Origin of the sequence: Mesorhizobium sp. B3-1-8 (assembly GCF_006439495.1) — a bacterium.
Classification (GTDB): Bacteria; Pseudomonadota; Alphaproteobacteria; order Rhizobiales; family Rhizobiaceae; genus Mesorhizobium.
Window position 1 is genome coordinate 46,631 of sequence record NZ_VFTK01000001.1, and the last position, 22,546, is coordinate 69,176.

A 22,546-nucleotide genomic window follows, 5' to 3' on the forward strand; every position below is an offset into this window, starting at 1 on the left:
CCTTTTACTCCGCGCCACGCAATTGGTGGATATGTCCCACCAGTCCGGCAGTCGAGGCGTCGCGCTTTGCGGCAGTCTCCTTACCCTCCACGACAGGCAGCAGGCCGGTCGCCAATTCCTTGCCCAACTCAACACCCCATTGGTCGAAGGAATTGATGTTGAACAGCGTGCCCTCGACGAAGACGCGATGCTCGTAAAGCGCGATGACCCGACCCAGCGTGCGCGGATCGAGCTTTCTATAGAGAATGGTCAGCGAAGGGCGATCGCCCGAGAAGACGCGGTGCGGCGCGATGCGATCGACGTCGGCCTGCTTCATGCCCTTGGACAGCATCTGCGCGCGCGCCTCTTCCAGTGTTCGCCCCTTCATGAAGGCTTCCGACTGCGCCAGGCAGTTGGCGAGCAGCAGATCGTGCTGGTGCTTCAGTTCAGGCTCGTGACCGACGGCGGCGGCGAGGAACTCGACCGGGATGAAGTCGGTGCCCTGATGCAGGAGCTGGAAGAAGGCATGCTGGCCGTTGGTGCCGGGCTCGCCCCAGACAAGCGGACCGGTCGGCGTGGCGACCGCGGTGCCGTCCAGCGTGACGCTCTTGCCGTTCGATTCCATGTCGAGCTGCTGCAGATAGGCCGGCAGGCGCGACAGGCGCTGGTCGTAAGGAATGACGGCACGGGCCGGATATTTGCAGACGACGCGATGCCACCAGCCGATGAGCCCCAAAAGCACCGGCAGGTTCTTTTGCATCGGCGCGGTGCGGAAATGCTCGTCCATCTCATGCGCGCCATCGAGGAAAGCGCGGAAATTGCGCGGGCCGACGGAAATCATCACCGGCAGGCCGATGGCGCTCCAGACCGAATAGCGGCCGCCGACCCAGTCCCAGAAGCCGAAGACGCGGTCCTGCTCGATGCCGAACTTCGCCACGAGGTCGAGCGCGGTCGAGACGGCGGCGAAATGCTTGCCGACCGCTTCCTTGCCAAGCGCCTTCTGCACCCAATCGCGCGCCGTCTGCGCATTCGTCATCGTCTCGACCGTGGTGAAGGTCTTGGAGGCGATGATGAACAAAGTCGTTTCGGGAGACAGGCCCTTCAGCGTGTCATGGATATGGGCGCCGTCGACATTGGAGACGTAATGCGCGCGCGGCCCATCATGGTAGGGCGCTAGCGCCAGCGTCACCATCGCCGGGCCGAGGTCCGAGCCGCCGATGCCGATGTTGACGATGTCGGTGATCTTCTTGCCGGTGGCGCCGGCCGCCTTGCCGGAGCGGATGGCGTCGGCAAAGGCGCCCATGGCGTCGAGCACGGCAATCACGTCGGCCTTGGTGTCCTGACCGTCGACGATCACGCTCTTGCCGGTCAGGTTGCGCAGCGCGGTGTGCAGCACGGCACGATTCTCGGTGATGTTGATCTTCTTGCCTTCGAACATCGCGGCGCGGCGCCCCGCGAGATCGGCCGCGCCCGCGAGCTTTTCCAGCATCGTCATCGTGCTTGCGTCGACCGCGCATTTCGACCAGTCGAGCAGAAGATCGCCATCGGTGGCGGAGAATGTCTCGAAGCGCTTGGGATCGGCGGCGAAGGCCTCGCGCATGGTGCCCCTGGCCGCCGCGCGCTGCTCACGCAGAGCGGCGACCTGCTTGTCGAAGCTTGACTGATCCACTGGCGGGCTCCTGGCGGGTTTTTAAACCATTTTAACAGGCCGGATGTTTCCGGCGCGTGTCGGCGCGTCATTCTATCGAGCCGATTTCCATTTCGTTCAAGCGGTGGCGATGACGCACCTCGTCACGCTTTGATGAGGGGTGATATTGGACGGTGAGGAGGCGGGAATTTCGCCGCGACGATCCTGCGCATCGGGAGGCGACGATGCTGCGCATCGCGCCTGGGGTGGTGCCACGACAACGCTGCGCGTCGCGCCTGGCGACGACGCTCCGCGTCGCGCTTGATAGATCACTGGCATAAATCCCAGCGATCAGAAAAATTGATTGGCGCAACCCCTTATGCCACCCATACACTCCACTGGTCCAGCCAAGTGAAAACAGCTGGCCATCCGAGGAAGATTTCCCATGCCACAGCGCAATGACACGGCCATATGGTCCGGCCTGTTCCGGATTTCGGCTGAATCCGGCCAAACCCTTCAGGCGCAGATCCGCCAGGCGATCGTCGCGGCCATTCTTGACCGACAGATCGCCGCCTCGATGCCGCTGCCGTCCTGCCGCATTCTCGCGGAAAAACTTGGGGTTGCCCGCGGCACGGTGGTACTCGCCTTCCAGCAGCTGGTCGACCAGGGCTTCCTGGTCGCGCGCGAACGGCGCGGCCATTTCGTCAATCCGGACGTGCTGGCCACTCCCGCCAAGCCGCACCAGAAGGCGCCGGACCAGCAGAACGAGATCGACTGGAAGGCGCGCCGGCAGATCGCCGCAAGCGACATGCCGCCGCCGGCCAAGCACGACAACTGGATCAAGTCCTCCTACCCGTTCGTCTACGGCCAGTTCGATCCGGCGCTGTTTCCGACCGCCGAATGGCGCGAGTGCAACCGCATGGCGCTGGCAGTGCTGGAGATCCGCAACTGGGCATCCGACATGGTGGACCGCGACGATCCGCTGCTGATCGAGCAGATCCAGGCCAGGCTTCTGCCGCGGCGCGGCATCTTTGCCAATCCGGACGAGATCATCGTGACGCTGGGCGCGCAGAACGCGCTCTATATGTTGGCCACGCTCTTGATGACCAAGGGCTCGAAAGTGGCGATGGAAGACCCCGGCTACCCCGATGCCCGCTCGATCTTCCGGCTGGCCGGCGCCGATATCCAGCCGGTCCCGGTCGACCAGTCGGGCATCGTGACCTCGTCGATCCCCAGCGATTCCGGCTTCGTCTTCGTCACGCCCAGCCACCACTGCCCGACCATGGTGCCATTGTCGGCGGAGCGGCGGCAGGACCTTCTGGCGCGCGCCAACCGCAACAACCAGATCATCATCGAGGACGGCTATGACAGCCAACTGCTCGACGAGGCGCCGCAGCAGGCGCTGAAGAGCCTCGATCGCTCCGGCCGCGTCATCTATGTCGGCTCGATGTCGAAGACGCTGGCTCCGGGTCTCAGGCTTGGCTACATCGTGGCCTCGGCCGGGCTGATCGCCGAGCTTCGCGCGCTGCGCCGCTTCATGCTCAGACACCCGCCGGCGAACAACCAGCGCGCCGTTGCGCTGTTCCTGTCGCTCGGCCATCACGAGGCGCTGGTGCGCAGGCTTTCCACCGCCTTCGACGAACGGCGCAAGCGTCTGGTCCATGCGATTTCCGCTTTCCTGCCAGAATGGCGCTCGACCGACTCGGCGGGCGGCACATCGCTCTGGCTGGAAGGGCCGCGCGGTACCGATTCACGTGGCCTGGCCGAAGCCGCCGCGTCGCGCAGCGTCATCATCGAACCCGGCGACCGGTTCTTCGACCGCAGCGAAAAGCCCTCTCGTTTCATGCGCTTGGGCATCTCCTCGATCTCGCTGCAGCATATCGAGCCGGGCATCCGCGAACTCGCCACCGCCGCCGGCCGCAGGCCCGCAGCCGCCTGACCGCCACAGACTTCCAAAAAGGGCCGGCGCTGCGCCGGCCCTTTTTGTTTGGGCGCCCTTATCGCTTTAGAAATCTGGCATATTCGACGGGATTGGCTGGCTCATAGGCTGCACCAATGCCGGCGGCATAGTCGGGGCCAGAAGGGGACGAGGCAGGCCGATGGTGGACCAACCGCCGCGTCAGCTTCGCAGATAAAGACAAAAGGTGGAGTGCTTCCATGTCAGTGGCTCTCGAGAAGCAGGAAGCGTCGTCGGACCAGCGTTCGCGGCGTTCCGGCGGGCGCGAAGCGCGTCGTGCAATGCGGGCAGCGCCTTTGGCCGACGACATCCGGCCGGTGCGGGCAGGCCTCGAGGGCGGCAGCTACGGGCCATTGAGCCAGAACGATCGCGAGCGCATCCACGAAGCGGTGCTGACGCTCCTGGAGACGGTCGGGTTCGCCAACGCCATCCCGTCCTGCATCGAGGCGCTGACCCGGGCCGGCGGCACCTATGGCGACGACGGCCGCATCCGGCTGCCGCGCGCGCTGGTGCTGGACACGATCAAGAAGGCCGCGCGCAACTTCACCCTCTACGGCCAGGATCCGAAGCACGACATGCTGATCCAGGGCAAACGCGTGCATTACGGCACGGCGGGCGCGGCGGTGCATCTGGTCGACGTCGAGAAGCGCGAATACCGCGAATCGCTGCTGCAGGATCTCTACGACGCCGCCCGTCTCGTCGACGGGCTCGACAACATCCATTTCTTCCAGCGCACCATGGTGCCGCGCGATATCCCCGATCCGCTCGATATGGATTTCAACACGCTCTATGCCTGCGTGATGGGGACATCCAAGCATGTCGGCACCTCGTTCACCGTACGCGAGAACGTCAAGCCGGCGCTGGAAATGCTCTATGCGATCGCCGGCGGCGAGGAGAATTTCCGGGCGCGGCCGTTCGTGTCGAACTCGAACTGCTTCGTCGTGCCGCCGATGAAGTTCGCCGAGGACGCCTGCGGCGTGCTCGAGGCCTGCGTCGAAGGCGGCATTCCGATCCTGCTTCTGTCGGCCGGCCAGGCCGGCGCCACCGCGCCGGCGGCGATTGCCGGCGCCGTCGTGCAGGCGGTGGCGGAAGTGCTGATGGGCCTGGTCTATGTCAATGCCATCAAGCCCGGGCATCCGGCGATCTTCGGCACCTGGCCGTTCGTTTCCGACCTCAGGACCGGCGCCATGTCCGGCGGCTCGGCTGAGCAAGCGGTGCTGACCGCGGCCTGCGCCCAGATGGCGCAGTATTACGACCTGCCGGGTGGTTCGGCCGCCGGCATGACGGATTCGAAACTGCCCGACATCCAGTCTGGCTATGAAAAGGGCATCACCGATGTGATGGCCGGTCTTGCCGGCCTCAATCTCGTCTATGAGTCAGCCGGCATGCATGCCTCGCTGCTTGGCTTCTGCCTCGAAAGCCTGATCATCGACAACGACATGCTCGGACATTGCCTGCGCTGCGTGCGCGGCATCGAAGTGACCGACGACGCGCTGTCGATCGACACCATCGCTGACGTCTGCATGAAGGGTCCCGGACACTATCTCGGCAACGATCAGACGCTGAAGCTGATGCAGACCGAGTATTTCTATCCCGCCGTCGGCGACCGTTTCTCGCCCAAGGAATGGAACGAAAAGGGCCGGCCCGATATCCTGTCGCGGGCGATCGCGGAGAAGAAGCGCGTGCTTGCCGAGCGTTTCCCGCGCCACGTCTCGCGCCTGCTTGACGACAAATTGCGCGCGCGCTTCGGCGAGATGATCAAGCTGCCGCGCAACAAGATGGGCGGCTAGGACGCATTGATATTCCGGTGAGGCCGGCCTGACCGAAATCTCAACGCATCCTGTTCGTCGGATCATTCCGCGCTCAGCCCATAGCGCTCGACGACCTCGGCGTTGATCAGCTTGGCGTGCAGCGTCATCAGCACGATCTGCGCATCAAAGCTGTCGCCGGCCTCCAGCGCCGCCTCGATGCGGCGCTCGACCTCCAATGTCGGCTCGCGGCCGTTGGCCTGATCGAACACCTGCGGCCCGGCGACGCAATAGCCGCAGAGCTGCGCCACGGATTGATAGGCGCCTGCCGGCGGCTCATCGGGCCAGCGGTCGTTCATCAGATTGACGATGGTAAGCTTTACCCCTTCCGGCACCAAAGCCGGATGCAGGTCGGCCGCGCGCAACGCGTCGTCGAGCTGGCGCAAGTCGCCGGAGCGGCCGAACATGCCGAGAAAGCCGAGGGAAGAGCGCCGCCTGGCCATGATGATCCTGTGTCCTCAACCAGCTGGTACGACGCCTATCTGGATGCACCGGGCGGCTGAAACAAGGGCACAAGAGGGGCGGCTGCGCTTCGCAAGCCGCCCCTTGATTTCACCAAGCCGGAAATTCAGTGATTGTCGCGCGGCACGCCGCTGGTATGGGCGACGTCCTGGTACTTCACCGCCGGCTTCAGCACCATGCCGGCCGAGAACTGGTCGACCATGCCGCGCTGGATCTCCTGCCACGGCGTCTGGTGCTTGGGATAGTGATAGCCGCCATCGGCCTGCAGCGCGGTGCGCCGCTTGGCGATCTCCTCGTCGCTGACGAGGATATTGGCCGTGCCCTTCTTCAGGTCGATGCGGACGCGGTCGCCGCTCTTGAGCAGCGCCAACCCGCCGCCAATGGCCGCTTCGGGCGAGGCGTTGAGGATCGACGGCGAGCCCGACGTGCCGGACTGGCGGCCGTCACCGATGCAGGCAAGGGCGTGGATGCCCTTCTTGATGAGGTAGGCCGGCGGCTGCATGTTGACCACCTCGGCGCCGCCCGGATAGCCGACCGGACCGGCGCCGCGCATGAACAGGATCGTGTGCTCGTCGATGCCCTGCGCCGGATCGTCGATGCGGGCGTGATAGTCCTCCGGCCCGTCGAAGACCATGGCGTTGCCCTCGAAGGCTTCAGGGTCGTTCGGGTTGGACAGATAGCGCTCGCGGAATTCCGGCGAGATGCCGCTCATCTTCATGATCGCCGAATCGAACAGATTGCCCTTGAAGTTGATGAAGCCGGCATTGGCCTTCAACGGCTTGTCGACGCTGCGGATAACGTCGGAATTCTCGTTGACGGCGCTGCTGCAATTGTCGCCGATGGTCTTGCCGTTGGCGGTCATGGCATCGGGATGCGGCAGGCGCCCGGCCTTCATCAGCTCGGCCACCACCGCCGGCACGCCGCCGGCATGGTGATAGTCCTCGCCGAGATACTCGCCCGTCGGCTGCAGGTTGACCAGGAGCGGGATGTCGAGGCCGATCTTCTGCCAGTCGTCATTGTCGAGCGGCACGCCAAGATGGCGTGCGATGGCGTTGAGGTGGATCGGCGCGTTGGTAGAGCCGCCGATGGCCGAGTTGACGACGATGGCGTTCTCGAAGGCCTCGCGCGTCATGATGTCGGAGGGCTTCAGGTCCTCATGCACCATGTCGACGATGCGCTTGCCGGTCTCGTAGGCGATCTGGCCGCGCTCGCGATAGGGCGCGGGAATGGCAGCGGAGCCCGGCAGTTGCATGCCGAGCGCCTCGGCCAGCGAATTCATGGTGGTGGCGGTGCCCATGGTGTTGCAATAGCCGGTCGACGGCGCCGAGGAGGCGACGATGTCCATGAACTCGTCATAGTCGATCTCGCCGGCTGATAGCCTTTGGCGCGATTCCCAGACGATGGTGCCGGAGCCGGTGCGCTTGCCCTTGTGCCAGCCGTTGAGCATCGGGCCGACCGACAGCGCGATCGCCGGTATGTTGACGGTCGCTGCAGCCATTAGAAGCGCAGGCGTGGTCTTGTCGCAGCCGATGGTGAGCACGACGCCATCAAGCGGATAGCCGTAGAGCACCTCGACGAGGCTGAGATAGGCGAGGTTGCGGTCGAGCGCGGCGGTGGGGCGCTTGCCGGTCTCCTGGATCGGATGGCACGGGAACTCGAACGGGATGCCGCCCATCGAGACGATGCCTTCGCGCACGCGCTTGGCAAGCTCGATGTGATGCCGGTTGCAGGGCGAAAGGTCGGAACCGGTCTGCGCGATGCCGATCAGCGGCTTGCCCGACATCAGCTCGGCGCGCGTCAGGCCGTAATTGAGGTAACGCTCGAGATAGAGCGCCGTCATGCCTGGATTGTCGGGATTGTCGAACCACTCCTGCGAGCGAAATTTCTTCTTCCTGGTGGGGGCGCCTGCCATGGTGGTCTCCGTATTTGTATGACAAATCGATAGGACAATGCGTCCATGCAGGCAAGAGGCAGGCGCTGCCGGAACCCGGACTTTGGTGCGATAGACTTGTTTCGGGCCGCGCGCTACGACCGACCGGCATCAGCAATCCGGGAGGTCTTGATGGCTTTGGTGATCGAAGGCGAGGAGCGGATCGCCGCACCCATCGGGAAAGTGTGGGAAGCCCTCAACGACCCGGAAATCCTGAAAGTGGCGATTCCCGGCTGCCAGAGCCTGGAAAAGACCTCGAACACCGAGATGGCGGCGACCGTGGTGCTGAAGATCGGCCCGATCAAGGCGACCTTCAACGGCGAAGTCACGCTGAAGAACCTCAAGCCGCCGCATTCCTATACCATCCAGGGCGAAGGCAAGGGCGGCATTGCCGGCTTCGCCAAGGGCGGCGCCGACGTGACGCTGACCGCCGACGGGGCGGACTCGACAGTGCTTAAATACGCAGCCAAGGCCGAGGTCGGGGGCAAGATCGCGCAACTCGGCAGCCGGCTGATCGAGTCGACATCGAAGAAGCTTGCGGGACAGTTCTTCTCGACGTTCGGCGAGAAGGTCGGCGCCTGACCCTCCCCTCAAGGGAAAGGGGGTTATTCGAACACGATGCTCGGCACGGCGGCTTCGGCAGCGCCGCGCTCCTCCTGGACCCTTTCCCAGACCTTTAATGCGATATCGCGATAGATCTTCGCCTCTGCGCCGTCCGGCTTGGAGGCGACGATCGGGGTGCCGGCGTCCGAGCTTTCGCGAATGCCCATTTCCAGCGGCACCTCGCCGAGGAAGGTGACGCCGAGGCGCTCAGCCTCGCGGCGCGCGCCGCCATGGCCGAAAATGTCGTAGCGCTTGCCCGTGTCCGGAGCGAGGAAATAGCTCATGTTCTCGACGATGCCGAGCAGCGGCACGTCGACCTTCTTGAACATGTTGAGGCCCTTGCGGGCGTCGATCAGGGCGAGGTCCTGCGGCGTCGAGACGATGACGGCGCCGGCGAGCGGCACCTGCTGGGCCATGGTCAGCTGGGCGTCGCCGGTGCCGGGCGGCATGTCGACCACCAGCACGTCGAGCGGGCCCCACTCGACCTCGCGCAGCATTTGCGTCAACGCCGACATCACCATCGGGCCGCGCCAGATCATCGGCGTCTCCTCATCGACGAGGAAGCCCATCGACATCACCTTGAGGCCGTAATTCTGCATCGGCCTCAGCACCTTGCCGTCGACGGTCTGCGGCCGGCCGCGGATGTTGAGCAGCCTAGGCATCGACGGGCCGTAAATGTCGGCATCGAGCACGCCGACCTTCAGCCCGTTGGCGGCAAGGCCGAGCGCCAGATTGACCGCGGTGGTCGATTTACCGACGCCGCCCTTGCCGGAGGCGACCGCGATGATGGCGTCGATGCCGGGCACGCCGCGCTTGCCGTGGCTCTGCGATGCGGGCGCGTGCGGCGCGGGTCGCTGCGGCGCTGGCGGCGGAGCGGCGGGCCGCGGAGCAGCCGGGCGTGCCGGAACGGGCGCTTCCATGCCGCCGCCCTTCTTCTCCGCCGTCAGCGCGACGACGGCGCTGGCGACGCCGGGGATGGCCTTCACCGCGCGTTCGGCGGCGGCGCGCAGCGGCTCCAGCTCCTGGGCGCGGGCGGCGGGAACGGTGATCGAGAAGAAGACCTTGGAATCGGCGATGAATATCTCCGAGACCATGCCGAGATCGACGATGTTGCCGGTGAAGTCCGGCCCGTTCACCGTCTTCAGGCGCTCGACGACGGATTCCTTGGTAACGGTCATGATCTTTCCTCGGAGCTTTGGCGTTCCAGATAGTGCAGTTTCCTGGCAGAACCAAGCCGTGGCGCAATGGCTCGCCCGGCGTGCCCCGGAAAGCGACGGATGGTGTCGGATTTGCCAACCGGGGTCGAGATCCGGGCCTCGGCCATGGTCAAACGACCTATCCGCGCTATCTCGATTGCCATCACGACAATCTGTGAAGGAGACCGTCATGCTCCAAAACAGCAATGCGACAGCCAATCTCGCAGTGAAGGACCTGGAAAGGGCCAAGGCTTTCTATGAAGGAACGCTAGGCCTCAGCCAAGTGGACGACATGGGCGGCGAACTGATCGTCTACAAAAGCGGCGACACGCTCATCAACGTCTATCATTCGCAGTTCGCCGGCACCAACAAGGCGACAGCGGTGACATGGACGGTCGGCGACCAGATCGAGCCGATCGTCAAGTCGCTGAAATCGAAAGGCGTCAGCTTCGAGCACTATGAGATGCCGGGCCTGACGCTTGAAGGCGACATCCATGTCGGCGACGGCATGAAGGTCGCCTGGTTCAAGGACCCCGACGGCAATATCCTCAACCTGGTTGGATAAAAGCGCCGGGGTTGTCGGTCGACGTCAAGATTGTGCCCGATCGCAACAGCCTATCTGGCGCAGGCTTTCGGCGCTCGATAGTTTGCGTCGATGATCGACAAACTGGAATTCTTCATCGCTTTGGCCAAGGAGGAGCATTTCGGCCGGGCCGCGGAGGTGTGCGGCGTCACGCAGCCGACGCTATCGGCCGGCATCAAGCAGCTCGAGGGGCAACTCGGCGTCATGCTGGTGCTGCGCGGCTCCCGCTTCCAGGGCCTGACGCCGGAAGGCAAGCAGGTGCTGGGCTGGGCGCGCCGCATCGTCGGCGACTCGCGCACCATGCGCGAGGAGATGCGGGCGGCGCGCCACGGTCTGTCCGGGCGCATCCGGATCGCGGCGATCCCGACGGCGCTGGCCATGGTGGCGCGGCTGACCACGCCATTCCGCGAAAAGCATCCGGGTGTCACCTTTTCGGTGCTGTCGCGCACATCCATCGAAGTGCTGTCGCTGCTCGGCAATTTCGATGTCGATGCCGGCATCACCTATCTCGACAACGAGCCGCTGGGGCGCGTCACCAGCGTGCCGCTCTATGACGAGCGCTACCAGCTGATCACGGCGGTCGGGAACCCTTATTCCGACCGCGACAAAGTGTCGTGGGCCGAGATCAGCCAGTTGCCGCTCTGCCTGCTGACGCCGGACATGCAGAACCGGCGCATCATCGACCAGCACCTGGCGGAAGCCGGTGTGCAGGTGCGGCCGACGCTGGAATCGAATTCGATGATCGTGCTCTTCTCGCATATCCGTACAGGCAAATGGTCATCGATCATGCCGCTCAACCTTGCGGAAACGTTCGGCTTTTCCGAGCCCATCCGGGCCATTCCCATCGTCGAGCCGGATGCCAGCCACACGGTCGGGCTAGTGGCGGCGCCGCGCGAGCCGCACACGCCGCTGGTTCAGGCGCTGCTGGACGAGGCGATGGCGCTGGCGGACGATTTCCGCCGCCACCGCTAGGCTAGACAATGCGAGCTGCCCGATTTTGATAGAAAATTTCTATCAAGCGACGGGAGCGCTTTATTGATTTCGGAGGTTTCCTCTGATTTCGTAAGGACTTAGCGATATTGCGCCCTATGCATGTCGTTGCCCCGAAACCGCTCTATATCCTGGGGTGACATACATTGGCCGCCACGACCAGGGAGGGCGCTGCGTGACCATGCAGGCCGCAAGTACCGAGATCGCGTCGCGCACGGCGGCGATCATTGACGAGATGAAGGGCCTCGAAGGCCCGCTGCTGCCGATCCTGCACAGCATACAGGAAGAGTTCGGGCACGTTCCGAAGGACGCGCTGCCGGTGATCGCCGACGGGCTGAACCTCTCCCGGGCCGAGGTGCACGGCGTGGTCAGCTTCTATCACGATTTCCGCGCCAAGCCTGCCGGACGGCACGTGCTGAAGCTTTGCCAGGCGGAAGCCTGCCAGTCGATGGGCTCGGACGCCGTCGCGGCCAAGGTCAAGCAGTTGCTCGGCATCGATTTCCACGAGACCACGCGCGACGGATCGGTTACACTGGAGCCGGTCTACTGCCTCGGGCTTTGCGCCTGTTCGCCGTCGGCGATGCTCGATGGCGAAGTCATCGGCCGGCTCGATGACGAGAAGATCGAAGAGATCGTCGCGGAGGTACGTTCATGATCCCGCGCATCTATGTCCCGGCAGATTCCGGCGCGCTGGCGCTCGGCGCCGAAAAGGTCGCCAAAGCGATCGAGAAGGAACTCAAGGAGCGCGGCGTCGAGGCCAAGATCGTGCGCAACGGCTCGCGCGGCGCCTATTTCCTGGAGCCGATGGTCGAGGTGGCCACGGCCGAGGGCCGCGTCGCCTACGGGCCGGTCAAGCCGTCCGACGTCAAGAGCCTGTTCGACAGCGGCTTCCTCAAGGGCGGCCACCACAAGCGCTGGCTGGGCTCGCCCGACAAGATCCCCTTCTTCGCCAAGCAGACGCGGCTGACCTTCGCACGCTGCGGCATCAACGACCCGCTGTCGCTCGACGCCTACAAGTCGCTGGGCGGCTTGCGCGGGCTGCAGAACGCGGTCGCCATGGCGCCGGCCGACGTCGTCAAGCAGGTTACCGAGTCCGGCCTGCGCGGCCGCGGCGGCGCGGGCTTCCCGACCGGCATCAAGTGGAAGACGGTGCTGGATACGGCGGGCGCGCAGAAATACATCGTCTGCAACGCCGACGAAGGCGACAGCGCCACTTTCGCCGACCGCATGATCATGGAAGGCGATCCCTTCGTGCTGATCGAAGGCATGGCGATCGCCGGCATCGCGACCGGCGCGACCAAAGGTTTCGTCTATATCCGCTCGGAATATCCGCATGCGGTGGCGACGATGAACAAGGCCGTGGCGATCGCCCGCAAGGCGGGCGTGCTGGGTGTCAATGTGCTGGGTTCGCCCAACGCCTTCGACGTGGAGATCCGCGTCGGCGCCGGCGCCTATGTCTGCGGCGAGGAAACCTCGCTCTTGAACAGCCTCGAGGGCAAGCGCGGCGTGGTGCGCGCCAAGCCGCCGCTGCCGGCCATCCAAGGCCTGTTCGGCAAGCCGACGGTGATCAACAATGTGATCAGCCTGGCCTCTGTGCCTATAATCATGGACAAGGGCGCCGCCTACTATAAGGATTTCGGCATGGGCCGCTCGCGCGGCACGATCCCGATCCAGATCGCCGGCAACGTCAAGAATGGCGGCCTGTTCGAGACGGCGTTCGGCCTGACGCTGGGCGAGATCGTCGACGACATCGGCGGCGGCACGGCTTCGGGGCGTCCGGTCAAGGCGGTGCAGGTCGGCGGCCCGCTCGGCGCCTATTTCCCGCGCGCCTTGTTCGACACACCCTTCGACTACGAGGAATTCGCCAAGCGCGACGGGCTGATCGGCCATGCCGGCATCACCGTGTTCGACGACAGCGCCGACATGCTGAAGCAGGCGCGCTTCGCCATGGAATTCTGCGCCATCGAAAGCTGCGGCAAGTGCACGCCCTGCCGCATCGGCTCGACGCGCGGCGTGGAGGTTCTCGACAAGGTCGCCGCCGGCATCGAGGCGGAAAAGAACCTCGCTCTGGTCACCGACCTCTGCAACACGATGAAGTTCGGATCGCTCTGCGCGCTGGGCGGCTTCACGCCCTACCCGGTGATGAGCTCGATCACGCATTTCCCCGAGGATTTCAAACCTGCGCCTGCGCGCGTGGCGGCTGAATAGGAGCTGGCAGAAGATGAACATCAAGGCCGACTTCCCGACACTCATCGAAGAGATCGACTACGGAACGCCGGAGTCGAAAGCGACGAAGCAGATCACGCTGACCGTCGACGGGCAAAGCATCACCGTGCCGGAAGGCACGTCGATCATGCGCGCGGCGATGGAGGGCGGGGTCGAGATCCCGAAGCTCTGCGCCACCGACATGCTGGACTCCTTCGGCTCGTGCCGCGTCTGCCTGGTCGAGATCGAAGGACGCGGCGGCACGCCGGCCTCCTGCACGACGCCGGTCGGCGAAGGCATGGTGGTGCGCACGCAGTCGGACCGGCTCGACGCTATCCGCCGCGGCATCATGGAGCTCTATGTCTCCGACCATCCGACCGGCTGGAACGAAAAGGCCGGTACCGGCGCCAGCGAATTCGACGCGGTGGCGAAGTCGGTTGGGCTCTCCGAGAACCGCTACGGCGTCGAAGGCCGCAACCACGTCAAGGAAGAGAACGGCGTTGCGCCTGGCCATGGCTCGCTGGCGGTCGACTACATCGCCCGCGACGAATCCAATCCTTATTTCACCTATGATCCGGCGCAGTGCATCGTCTGCTCGCGCTGCGTGCGCGCCTGCGAAGAGGTGCAGGGCACCTTCGCGCTGACCATCGAGGGCCGCGGCTTCGAGTCGCGCATGGTCGCCGGCATGCATGAGGACTTCATCGCTTCCGAATGCGTCTCCTGCGGCGCCTGCGTGCAGGCCTGCCCGACGGACGCGCTGCGCGAGAAGACCGTGCTCGAAAAGGGCATGCCGGAGCGCTCGGCCGTCACCACCTGCGCCTATTGCGGCGTCGGCTGCTCGTTCAAGGCCGAGGTCAAGGATGACGAGGTCATCCGCATGATGCCTTACAAGGACGGCAAGGCCAACCACGGCCATTCCTGCGTCAAGGGCCGCTTCGCCTATGGCTACGCCACCCACAAGGACCGCATCCTGTCGCCCATGATCCGCGAGAAGATCTCCGATCCGTGGCGCGAAGTGAGCTGGGAAGAGGCGATCGCGCATACGGCGAAGGAATTCCGCCGCATCCAGTATCAGTACGGACGCACCGCGATCGGCGGCATCACCTCGTCGCGCTGCACCAACGAGGAGACCTATCTCGTCCAGAAGCTGGTGCGGCAGGGCTTCCGCAACAACAATGTCGACACCTGCGCCCGCGTCTGCCATTCGCCGACCGGCTACGGGCTCGGCCAGACATACGGCACCTCCGCCGGCACGCAGGATTTCGATTCGGTCGAATTCACCGACGTCGCCGTCATCATCGGCGCCAATCCGGCCTCCGCCCATCCCGTCTTTGCCTCGCGGCTGAAGAAGCGGCTGCGCCAGGGCGCCAAGCTGATCGTGCTCGATCCGCGCCGCACCGAAATGGTCAAGTCGGCGCATATCGAGGCCGACTACCACCTGCCTTTGAAGCCCGGCACCAACGTGGCGGTGCTGACGGCGCTGGCGCATGTCGTCGTCACCGAAGGCCTGTTCGACGAGGCCTTCATCCGCGAGCGCTGCGACTGGGCCGAGTTCCAGGACTGGGCATCCTTCGTCGCCCTGCCGGAGAACAGCCCCGAAACCGTCGGCAAGCTATCGGGCGTGGATCCGGAACTGATCCGCGGTGCCGCGCGCATGTATGCCAAGGGCGGCAATGGCGCGATCTATTACGGCCTCGGCGTGACGGAGCACAGCCAGGGCTCCACCACGGTGATCGCCATCGCCAACCTTGCCATGGCCACGGGCAATATCGGCCGGCAAGGCGTCGGCGTGAACCCGCTGCGCGGCCAGAACAACGTGCAGGGCTCCTGCGACATGGGCTCGTTCCCGCATGAACTGCCGGGCTACCGCCATATCTCCGGCGAGGCGGTGCGCGACATCTATGAGAGCCTGTGGGGCGTGAAGCTGGACGACGAGCCCGGCCTGCGCATCCCCAACATGCTGGACGCCGCCGTCGACGGTTCGTTCAAGGGTATCTACATCCAGGGCGAGGACATCCTGCAGTCCGATCCGGACACCAAGCATGTCGCCGGCGGCCTCGCCGCGATGGAATGCGTGGTCGTGCACGACCTCTTCCTGAACGAGACGGCGAACTACGCACATGTCTTCCTGCCGGGCTCGACCTTCCTCGAGAAGGACGGCACCTTCACCAATGCCGAGCGCCGCATCAACATGGTGCGCAAAGTCATCGAACCGAAGGCGCGCTATGCCGACTGGGAAGCGACGCAGGAGCTCGCCCGCGCCATCGGGCTCGACTGGAATTACACGCATCCGTCGCAGATCATGGACGAGATCGCCAAGACGACGCCGAGCTTTGCCGGCGTCTCCTTCGAGCTGCTCGACCGCGTCGGCTCGGTGCAGTGGCCCTGCAACGAGAAGGCGCCGCTCGGCACGCCGATCATGCATGTCGACGGCTTCGTGCGCGGCAAGGGCAAGTTCATCCGCACCGAATATGTGGCGACCGACGAGCGCACAGGTCCACGCTATCCGCTGCTGCTCACCACCGGCCGTATCCTGTCGCAGTACAATGTCGGCGCGCAGACCCGGCGCACCGAGAATTCGATGTGGCACGCCGAGGACCGGCTGGAGATCCATCCGCACGACGCCGAGGTCCGCGGCGTGCGCGAAGGCGACTGGGTGCGGCTGGCGAGCCGTTCGGGCGAAACCACGCTGCGCGCGTTGATCACCGACCGCGTCTCGCCCGGTGTCGTCTACACGACCTTCCACCACCCGGACACGCAGGCCAACGTGATCACCACCGACTTCTCGGACTGGGCGACCAATTGTCCGGAATACAAGGTCACCGCTGTGCAGGTGGCGCCGTCCAACGGTCCGAGCGACTGGCAGAAGGACTATAACGAACAGGCCAAGCAGAGCCGGCGCATCGCCCCGCTGCAGGCGGCGGAGTAGGTGTGTCGAGGACAGAGCTCAATCTTGACGGCTGATCGACCCCCACTCCGTCGAGCTTCGCTCGACACCTCTCCCCCGATCGACGGGGGAGAGGAAAGGCGCGCGGCGATCCCAGTTGGCTCCTTTCCTCTCCCTCCGGAGGGGGGAGAGGTGGCGCTGCGAAGCAGCGACGGAGTGGGGGAAGGCGTTGGAGAGCAATTGCCGATTGACGTAAGAGGCCTTCGACATATCCTGAGCGAAATGGCCGGCAGGCCAGGGACTGGCGCCTCGTGAACCGCCCTCCTATCTCCCAAATCTCTCGCCTCGCGCATCGCGCCGGCGGCACCTCGGCCGCGAACCGCATGGTGCCGGAGGAGACGCCGGTGGCGTTCTCCTTTGCCGGCACCACGCATGCGGTGATGATGGCGAGCCCGGCCGATTTCGAGGATTTCGCGCTCGGCTTCTCGCTGACCGAAGGCATCATCGCCGACCCAAAGGAAATCGAAGCGATCGAAGTCGAGGATCTCGGCGCCGGCATCGATATCCAGATCCGGCTGAAGGACCAGGCCAACACGCGCTTCCAGGCGCGGCGGCGCAGGCTTGCCGGGCCGGTCGGCTGCGGCCTGTGCGGCATCGAATCGATCGAGGAGGCGATGCGTTCGGTCGATGCGGTCGGTGCGTCAAAGCTTACGCTCGATGCCGAAGACATCACCCGTTCGGTCAGGCTTTTGTCGAAGGTCCAGCCGCTGCACACCGAAACCGGCGCTGTGCATGCCGCCGGCTTCTACGTTCCCGGCAAGGGCATCGTGATGGCGCGTGAGGATGTCGGCCGCCACAACGCGCTGGACAAGCTCGCCGGTGCGCTGGCCAAGGCCGGCATCGACGGCGCGAGCGGCGCCGTCGTGGTGACCTCGCGCGTGTCGGTCGAGATGGTGCAAAAGACGGCAGCCATCGGCGCTTCGATCATCATGGCGGTCTCGGCGCCGACCGCGCTTGCCATTCGCACGGCCGAGGCCGCCGGCATGACGCTGGTGGCGCTGGTTCGCGGCGACGATTTCGATATTTTCACCCACCCCGAACGGGTGGCTTCCGGAGTTGCCAAGCATGTCGCATGACGAAGACCACATCGCCAGCACCAAGGAAAAGCTGGTGCGCATGGCCAACCAGATCGCCACCTTCTTCCATTCGAAGCCGCGCGAGGAAGGCATTACCGGCGTTGCCGAGCACATCAACAAGTTCTGGGAGCCTCGGATGCGGCGCCAATTCTTCGAGATGCTGGACGCCGGCACGGAGAATTTCGACGACCTTGTGATCGCCGCCTCGGCCAAGATCAAGCGACCGATCAGCCCGGCGGAGGCCGACACGAAGCTTGGACTCAAGGCTTTCCCGGCCGACATCGCCGCTTCGCAGAAATAGTCGCAGCGACCGGCCGTCTTACATTTCTTTTTGCTAAAGTTTAAGCTGCCGCTACCTGGTCGGCTCTGCTATGTTTGACGATCGGAAATCGTCAGGCCAGGCGGAAGAACTCGTGAGGCCGATCGAGACCAGATACGCGCGCAGCGGAGAGGTGCGGATCGCCTATCAGGTGGTCGGCCAGGGCGCGTTCGATCTGGTCTTCGTGCCGGGCTTCATTTCCAATCTCGATCTGCATTGGGAAGACGAAGGCTACAGCCGCCTGTTGAAACGGCTCTCGGCCTTCTCGCGGCTCATCCTGTTCGACAAGCGCGGCACCGGGCTTTCCGACCGCGTCGACAACCACAATCTGCCCAGTCTCGAAACGCGCATGGACGATGTGCGCGCGGTGATGGACGCCGCCGGCAGCGGCCGGGCGGCGATCCTCGGCGCCTCGGAGGGCGCGCCGATGGCGATGCTGTTCGCCGCCACCTATCCGGAGCGGACGCGCGCGCTCGTCCTCTATGGCGCCTATGCGCATTTCCACAGATGGGTGATGCCGCCGGAACGGCTGGAAGCTTTCATTGAGACGGCGGAGACATCGTGGGGCACCGGCGCCACCTTGCCGAATTTCGCGCCTGGCCGGGTGGACGATACCCACTTCACCCAGTGGTGGGCCCGGTTTGAGCGGCTGTCGGCCAGTCCGACGGCGGCCGCAGCGCTTGCCCGCATGAACGCCGATATCGACGTGCGCGATATACTCGGGATGATCAGGGTGCCGACATTCCTGATCCATCGCCGTAACGACGCCCGCGTCGACCCCGATGCCAGCCGCTTCCTGGCCAGGAAGATCCCCGGCGCTCGCCTGGTCGAGATCTCTGGGCGCGACCACCCGATCTGGACCGGCGACGTCGACCGAGTGGCCGATCTGATCGAGGAATTCCTGACCGGAGAACCGGCGGTGGCCGACACCGAGCGCGTGCTGGCGGCGCTGCTGGGGACGCGCATCTACGACACGGCCAAGCTCGGCGACCGCATGTGGAGCGAGCGCAGCCAGCGCTTCCAGGAAACCTGGCGGCTTCTGGTCGGCCGCCATGGCGGCCGCACGGCCGGCACGCATGGCGAATTGATGATGTCGCGCTTCGATGGGCCGGCGCGCGCCGTGCGCTGCGCCGCGGCGCTGCGCGAGGCGGCCCAGCAGATCGGCGTGGCCAGCGCGCAAGGCGTGCATGTTGGCGAGATCGAAATGCGCGGCCAGCCGGTCGGGCTGACGGCGCGGGTGACGATGCAGCTCGCCGCGCATGCCGGGCGCGGCGACATCCTCGCCTCGCGGCTAGTCGCCGATCTCGCAATAGGTTCCGGCCTGCATTTCGTCGATGCCGGCCGCGTCAGCCTCGATGAGGTGGACGAGCCCATGCCGGCAGTTCTGGCGACGTCGGAGCAGCATCTGGAGCCGGCCTGCCGGCCCAAGGCAAGGCCCGCCGAGCCGGCCGCGCTGACGGCGCGCGAGAGCGAGGTGGTGAACCTGATCGCCGACGGCAAGAGCAATGCCGCGATCGCCGCCGAACTCTGCCTCAGCGAGCACACGGTCAAGCGCCACGTCGCCAACATATTGCTCAAGCTCGACCTGCCGTCGCGGGCGGCGGCGGCGGCCTTCTCGGCCAGACATGCTGGCCCGGACGGGCCATGAGAGCCATGGCGCTTTCGGGCGAAGCGGTCGGGGCGCCCTAAGAGGTATCAATTCTCCCCATGCAGGCTAGGCGATGCAGCCACGAAAGCACTGCGAATGGAGGATGAAATGCTGAAATTGAATCGCAAGATCGGATTGCTGGCATTTGCCGCGGGCGCGTTGCTGGCCATCACTCCGGCGCGGGCCGCGGACGCCTCGGCAACCGCGGCCTACAAAGATATCCAGGCCACGCTCGGCACGGTGCCCGACATGTTCAAGACGCTGCCCGATGTCGCGGTGGCCGGCGCGTGGGCCGAGATCAAGGGCGTGCAGCTCAATCCGAACACCGCCCTCAATGGCAAGACCAAGGAGCTGATGGGCCTGGCGGTCGCTTCGCAAATCCCCTGCCAGTACTGCATCTATTTCCACACGCTGGCGGCCAAGGCGAACGGCGCGAGCGACGAGGAGATCAAGGAGGCCATCGCCATGGCGGCGATCGTGCGCCACTGGTCGACGATGCTCAACGGCAGCCAGGTCGACCTCGCCACATTCAAGAAGCAGACCGACGACCTGTTCGCCGCCGTCAAGGCGAAGTCGCAGTGAAAGACCTCGGCCCGGCGGTCACGCCGGGCTGCGTCCCAGCAACGGAACGCCCGATCAGACGGGCCATGGAGGCAAGAAATGTTGACCAAGACAAAGACAGTGGATGGCGCGGCGATCAAGAAGGCGATCGAGGGCCGTGACGGCAAGCTCTTGTCGAGCTTCTACAACGACGATGCGCTGGTGCGGGTGATCGACCGGAACAATCCGCCGAGCAAGCCGCGCGAGATCCGCGGCCGCGCGGCGATCAGCACCTTCTGGGACGATATCTGCAGCCGGGCGATGACCCACAAGGTGGATACCACCATCGCCGAGGGCGACAACCTCGCCTTCATGCAAGCCTGCGCCTATCCGGACGGCACAAAAGTGTACTGCGCGGCGATGGTGGAGCTGAAGAACGGCCTGATCGCGCGGCAGACCGTCGTGCAGGCCTGGGACGAATAACAAGTCGCGGACAAATCAACAGCGGCCTGGCCGCAATCATGAGGGAGAGCAAACATGTTCAGCGCCAGATGGCAGATCGACGCGAAGTTCGGCCAGAAGCAGACCGCACTCGAGCTGATGCGGAAATGGGAGCGCGAGATCGGCTCGCAGGTCGGGCTCGCTGACTTGAATTTTCGCCTCATGACCGGCTCGATCGGCGCACGTGAAGCGACGATCGAGTCCCATCACGAGGTCGAAAGCCTGGCCCAGCTGGAAGCGTTCTTCGCCAAGATCGCCAAGATCGACGCGCACGCCAAATGGGGCAAGGAATTAGAGCCCTATGTGGTGTCGGGCACCAGCCAGTGGCAGATCTTCCGCATCGTGGAATAGCTGCACCGTCGAAGAGCCGGGGCTGAGAGGCCGCCGGCGAGCACGAAGGCGCGAGTGGCCGCGACGCGGGCGGCCGCTCGTCAGCATCAGATCGACAGGGCCAGGGACCGAGCATCCCGGCACGGCCGGCCCCGGCCGGGTTGGCTGCCATGTCATGGCTCTCCCGGGCCATGCCCCGCTGGCCCTTTCGGGCGAAGCGGCGCGCACCGGATTGGTGCAATGTGCTCTTCCTGCACCGTCGAACGCACCCGCCCGTCGAGGCGGCATAACGAAGCAACAAATGCGTCGCGCCGACGCCGCATGGCGGTGGGCGCAATCAAGGGAGCAAACCGATGACCGACGAAACCCATGCAAAACTGCGTGAAAGCCTGCGCGGGGAGGTGATCCTGCGTGACGATGCCGGCTATGACGAGGCCCGCAAGGTCTATAACGGCATGATCGAAAAGCGCCCGCTGCTGATCGCACGCTGCGCCGATGTCGCCGACGTGATCACCGCCGTGAAATACGCGCGCGATAACGACCTGCTGATCGCCGTGCGCGGCGGCGGGCACAACGGCGCCGGGCTGGGGATTTGCGACAACGGCCTCGTCATCGACCTGTCGATGATGAAAGGGGTCCATGTCGATCCGAAAACGCGCACCGTGAGGGTCGGGCCAGGCTGCACGTCGGGTGACGTGGACCATGCCACCCATCCTTTCGGGCTGGCTGTTCCGGCCGGCATCGTCTCGACCACTGGCGTTGCCGGTCTTACCCTCGGCGGAGGGACGGGCTATCTCACGCGCAGATACGGTCTCACCATCGATAATCTGGTCGAAGCCGATCTGGTGCTGGCCGACGGCAGCGTGGTGACAGCCAGCAAAGCCGAGAATCCCGACCTGTTCTGGGCGCTCCGGGGCGGCGGCGGCAATTTCGGCGTCGTGACCAGCTTCCTGTTCCAGGCCCATCCTGTGAACATGATCTTCGGCGGCCCGGTGTTCTGGGAGGCCAAGGATGCGTTGGCCGTCATGCAGACCTATCGCGACTACCTGCCGGAGGCGCCGGAAGATCTTGGCGCCTTTGTCGGCCTGAAAACCGTTCCCTCGACCGATCCCTTCCCGCGCGAATATTGGGGCAAGCGCGCCTGCGCCATCATCTCCTGCTACAACGGCACCGAGGAGGACGGGCGCAAGGCCATGGCGCCGCTGCTCGACAATCTGCCGCCGCCGATTTTCAACTGGATGGGCGTGATGCCATTCCCGGCCTTGCAGGCGTTGTTCGATCCGCTGCTTCCGAAAGGCCTGCAATGGTATTGGAAGGGCGATTTCGTGAAGTCGCTTCCCGACGAAGCCATCGCAACCCATATCGCGCAGGCCGCCGCGGCGCCGAGCGAATTGTCGCTCATGCATCTTTACCCGATCGATGGCGCCGTTCGCCGCGTCGGCAAGAACGAGACCGCATGGAACGCGCGCGACGCAACCTGGTCGATGGTCATCGCCGCCATCGATCCCGATCCGGGCAAGGCCGCCGACCTCACCAGGTGGGCCAAGACCTACTGGACGAGCATCCACCCCCATAACGGCGAAGGCGGTTACGTGAATTTCATGATGGACGACGAAGGAGAAGCGCGCGTGCAGGCGAGCTATGGCGCAAATTACGAGCGGCTGAGCCAGGTGAAGCGCACCTATGACCCCTTCAACGTCTTCCGGGTCAACCAGAACATCAAGCCCGCGACTTCGATGACGGAAGGCAGGACAGCCGCTTAATTCTTACGCTGATCCCGCCGACACAGGGATCGTCGCGCCGAGGTCGGATTGCCTCCGAATTGCTCTTCGCAATTCGGGACAA

General features: G+C 64.8%; 19 protein-coding genes. 15 read left to right on the top strand and 4 right to left on the bottom strand.

The window, feature by feature from the left end:
- Positions 1–4: 4 nt before the first annotated feature.
- Positions 5–1,648 carry a glucose-6-phosphate isomerase gene (gene pgi / locus FJ424_RS00240; RefSeq protein WP_140658327.1) on the bottom strand — a complete coding sequence of 548 codons (1,644 nt, stop codon included), beginning with the start codon at positions 1,646–1,648 and terminating at the stop codon, positions 5–7.
- 403 nt (positions 1,649–2,051) lie between these two features.
- Between pgi and FJ424_RS00245 the strand changes: the two genes are divergently transcribed.
- Both FJ424_RS00245 and FJ424_RS00250 read left to right on the top strand, forming a co-directional pair.
- Entirely contained in the window at positions 2,052–3,545 is a 1,494-nt protein-coding gene (locus tag FJ424_RS00245) for a PLP-dependent aminotransferase family protein (RefSeq protein WP_140647084.1), read from the top strand.
- 218 nt (positions 3,546–3,763) lie between these two features.
- Positions 3,764–5,353, top strand: coding sequence for a trimethylamine methyltransferase family protein (locus tag FJ424_RS00250; RefSeq protein WP_140658329.1), 1,590 nt, complete (start codon positions 3,764–3,766; stop codon positions 5,351–5,353).
- 62 nt (positions 5,354–5,415) lie between these two features.
- Here the strand turns inward: FJ424_RS00250 and FJ424_RS00255 are convergent, their stop codons facing one another.
- Complete coding sequence (locus tag FJ424_RS00255) at positions 5,416–5,814, bottom strand: hypothetical protein (protein WP_140658331.1); 399 nt, start codon at positions 5,812–5,814, stop codon at positions 5,416–5,418.
- 125 nt (positions 5,815–5,939) lie between these two features.
- Positions 5,940–7,745 (bottom strand): IlvD/Edd family dehydratase, encoded by a 1,806-nt coding sequence (locus FJ424_RS00260; protein WP_140658333.1) that lies wholly within the window; start codon positions 7,743–7,745, stop codon positions 5,940–5,942.
- Positions 7,746–7,895: 150 nt separating this feature from the next.
- Between FJ424_RS00260 and FJ424_RS00265 the strand changes: the two genes are divergently transcribed.
- A complete protein-coding gene (locus tag FJ424_RS00265; RefSeq protein WP_140658335.1) occupies positions 7,896–8,345 on the top strand; it encodes a carbon monoxide dehydrogenase subunit G in 450 nt (149 codons plus the stop codon).
- A gap of 23 nt (positions 8,346–8,368) precedes the next feature.
- On the opposite strand, the gene FJ424_RS00270 is transcribed toward FJ424_RS00265, so the two are convergent.
- Positions 8,369–9,544, bottom strand: coding sequence for an Mrp/NBP35 family ATP-binding protein (locus FJ424_RS00270; protein ID WP_140658337.1), 1,176 nt, complete (start codon positions 9,542–9,544; stop codon positions 8,369–8,371).
- Between the two features lie 208 nt (positions 9,545–9,752).
- Between FJ424_RS00270 and FJ424_RS00275 the strand changes: the two genes are divergently transcribed.
- The 12 genes from FJ424_RS00275 (at position 9,753) to FJ424_RS00335 (ending at position 22,464) form a co-directional block, all read left to right on the top strand.
- Positions 9,753–10,127, top strand: coding sequence for a VOC family protein (locus tag FJ424_RS00275; RefSeq protein WP_140647078.1), 375 nt, complete (start codon positions 9,753–9,755; stop codon positions 10,125–10,127).
- A 90-nt stretch (positions 10,128–10,217) separates the two neighbouring features.
- Entirely contained in the window at positions 10,218–11,117 is a 900-nt protein-coding gene (locus tag FJ424_RS00280) for a LysR family transcriptional regulator (RefSeq protein WP_140647077.1), read from the top strand.
- 193 nt (positions 11,118–11,310) lie between these two features.
- Positions 11,311–11,790 (top strand): formate dehydrogenase subunit gamma, encoded by a 480-nt coding sequence (locus FJ424_RS00285; RefSeq protein WP_140658339.1) that lies wholly within the window; start codon positions 11,311–11,313, stop codon positions 11,788–11,790.
- Complete coding sequence (locus FJ424_RS00290) at positions 11,787–13,343, top strand: NADH-quinone oxidoreductase subunit NuoF (RefSeq protein ID WP_140658341.1); 1,557 nt, start codon at positions 11,787–11,789, stop codon at positions 13,341–13,343. Before FJ424_RS00285 ends, FJ424_RS00290 begins: the two co-directional genes overlap by 4 nt.
- Before the next feature lie 13 nt (positions 13,344–13,356).
- A complete protein-coding gene (gene fdhF / locus FJ424_RS00295; RefSeq protein ID WP_140647074.1) occupies positions 13,357–16,269 on the top strand; it encodes a formate dehydrogenase subunit alpha in 2,913 nt (970 codons plus the stop codon).
- A gap of 269 nt (positions 16,270–16,538) precedes the next feature.
- Positions 16,539–17,363 carry a formate dehydrogenase accessory sulfurtransferase FdhD gene (fdhD, locus tag FJ424_RS00305; protein WP_140647073.1) on the top strand — a complete coding sequence of 275 codons (825 nt, stop codon included), beginning with the start codon at positions 16,539–16,541 and terminating at the stop codon, positions 17,361–17,363.
- Positions 17,353–17,664 (top strand): formate dehydrogenase subunit delta, encoded by a 312-nt coding sequence (locus tag FJ424_RS00310; RefSeq protein ID WP_140647072.1) that lies wholly within the window; start codon positions 17,353–17,355, stop codon positions 17,662–17,664. The genes fdhD and FJ424_RS00310 overlap by 11 nt, the downstream gene beginning before the upstream one ends.
- A gap of 112 nt (positions 17,665–17,776) precedes the next feature.
- Positions 17,777–19,330 carry an alpha/beta fold hydrolase gene (locus FJ424_RS00315; RefSeq protein WP_140658343.1) on the top strand — a complete coding sequence of 518 codons (1,554 nt, stop codon included), beginning with the start codon at positions 17,777–17,779 and terminating at the stop codon, positions 19,328–19,330.
- A gap of 108 nt (positions 19,331–19,438) precedes the next feature.
- Complete coding sequence (locus tag FJ424_RS00320) at positions 19,439–19,912, top strand: carboxymuconolactone decarboxylase family protein (protein WP_140658345.1); 474 nt, start codon at positions 19,439–19,441, stop codon at positions 19,910–19,912.
- 78 nt (positions 19,913–19,990) lie between these two features.
- Entirely contained in the window at positions 19,991–20,353 is a 363-nt protein-coding gene (locus tag FJ424_RS00325) for a nuclear transport factor 2 family protein (RefSeq protein WP_140647070.1), read from the top strand.
- A gap of 54 nt (positions 20,354–20,407) precedes the next feature.
- Positions 20,408–20,722 (top strand): hypothetical protein, encoded by a 315-nt coding sequence (locus FJ424_RS00330; RefSeq protein WP_140647069.1) that lies wholly within the window; start codon positions 20,408–20,410, stop codon positions 20,720–20,722.
- Positions 20,723–21,054: 332 nt separating this feature from the next.
- The gene (locus FJ424_RS00335) at positions 21,055–22,464 is read left to right on the top strand and encodes an FAD-binding oxidoreductase (protein WP_140647068.1); all 1,410 of its coding nucleotides are present in this window, start codon (positions 21,055–21,057) and stop codon (positions 22,462–22,464) included.
- Positions 22,465–22,546 lie beyond the last annotated feature (82 nt).

Bases quoted from the DNA above. Each gene is read 5' to 3' on its own strand.
- FJ424_RS00245 (WP_140647084.1), top strand. From the start codon at position 2,052: ATGCCACAGCGCAATGACACGGCCATATGGTCCGGCCTGTTCCGGATT.
- FJ424_RS00250 (WP_140658329.1), top strand. From the start codon at position 3,764: ATGTCAGTGGCTCTCGAGAAGCAGGAAGCGTCGTCGGACCAGCGTTCG.
- FJ424_RS00255 (WP_140658331.1), bottom strand. From the start codon at position 5,814: ATGGCCAGGCGGCGCTCTTCCCTCGGCTTTCTCGGCATGTTCGGCCGC.
- FJ424_RS00260 (WP_140658333.1), bottom strand. From the start codon at position 7,745: ATGGCAGGCGCCCCCACCAGGAAGAAGAAATTTCGCTCGCAGGAGTGG.
- FJ424_RS00265 (WP_140658335.1), top strand. From the start codon at position 7,896: ATGGCTTTGGTGATCGAAGGCGAGGAGCGGATCGCCGCACCCATCGGG.
- FJ424_RS00270 (WP_140658337.1), bottom strand. From the start codon at position 9,544: ATGACCGTTACCAAGGAATCCGTCGTCGAGCGCCTGAAGACGGTGAAC.
- FJ424_RS00275 (WP_140647078.1), top strand. From the start codon at position 9,753: ATGCTCCAAAACAGCAATGCGACAGCCAATCTCGCAGTGAAGGACCTG.
- FJ424_RS00280 (WP_140647077.1), top strand. From the start codon at position 10,218: ATGATCGACAAACTGGAATTCTTCATCGCTTTGGCCAAGGAGGAGCAT.
- FJ424_RS00290 (WP_140658341.1), top strand. From the start codon at position 11,787: ATGATCCCGCGCATCTATGTCCCGGCAGATTCCGGCGCGCTGGCGCTC.
- fdhF (WP_140647074.1), top strand. From the start codon at position 13,357: ATGAACATCAAGGCCGACTTCCCGACACTCATCGAAGAGATCGACTAC.
- FJ424_RS00310 (WP_140647072.1), top strand. From the start codon at position 17,353: ATGTCGCATGACGAAGACCACATCGCCAGCACCAAGGAAAAGCTGGTG.
- FJ424_RS00320 (WP_140658345.1), top strand. From the start codon at position 19,439: ATGCTGAAATTGAATCGCAAGATCGGATTGCTGGCATTTGCCGCGGGC.
- FJ424_RS00325 (WP_140647070.1), top strand. From the start codon at position 19,991: ATGTTGACCAAGACAAAGACAGTGGATGGCGCGGCGATCAAGAAGGCG.
- FJ424_RS00330 (WP_140647069.1), top strand. From the start codon at position 20,408: ATGTTCAGCGCCAGATGGCAGATCGACGCGAAGTTCGGCCAGAAGCAG.
- FJ424_RS00335 (WP_140647068.1), top strand. From the start codon at position 21,055: ATGACCGACGAAACCCATGCAAAACTGCGTGAAAGCCTGCGCGGGGAG.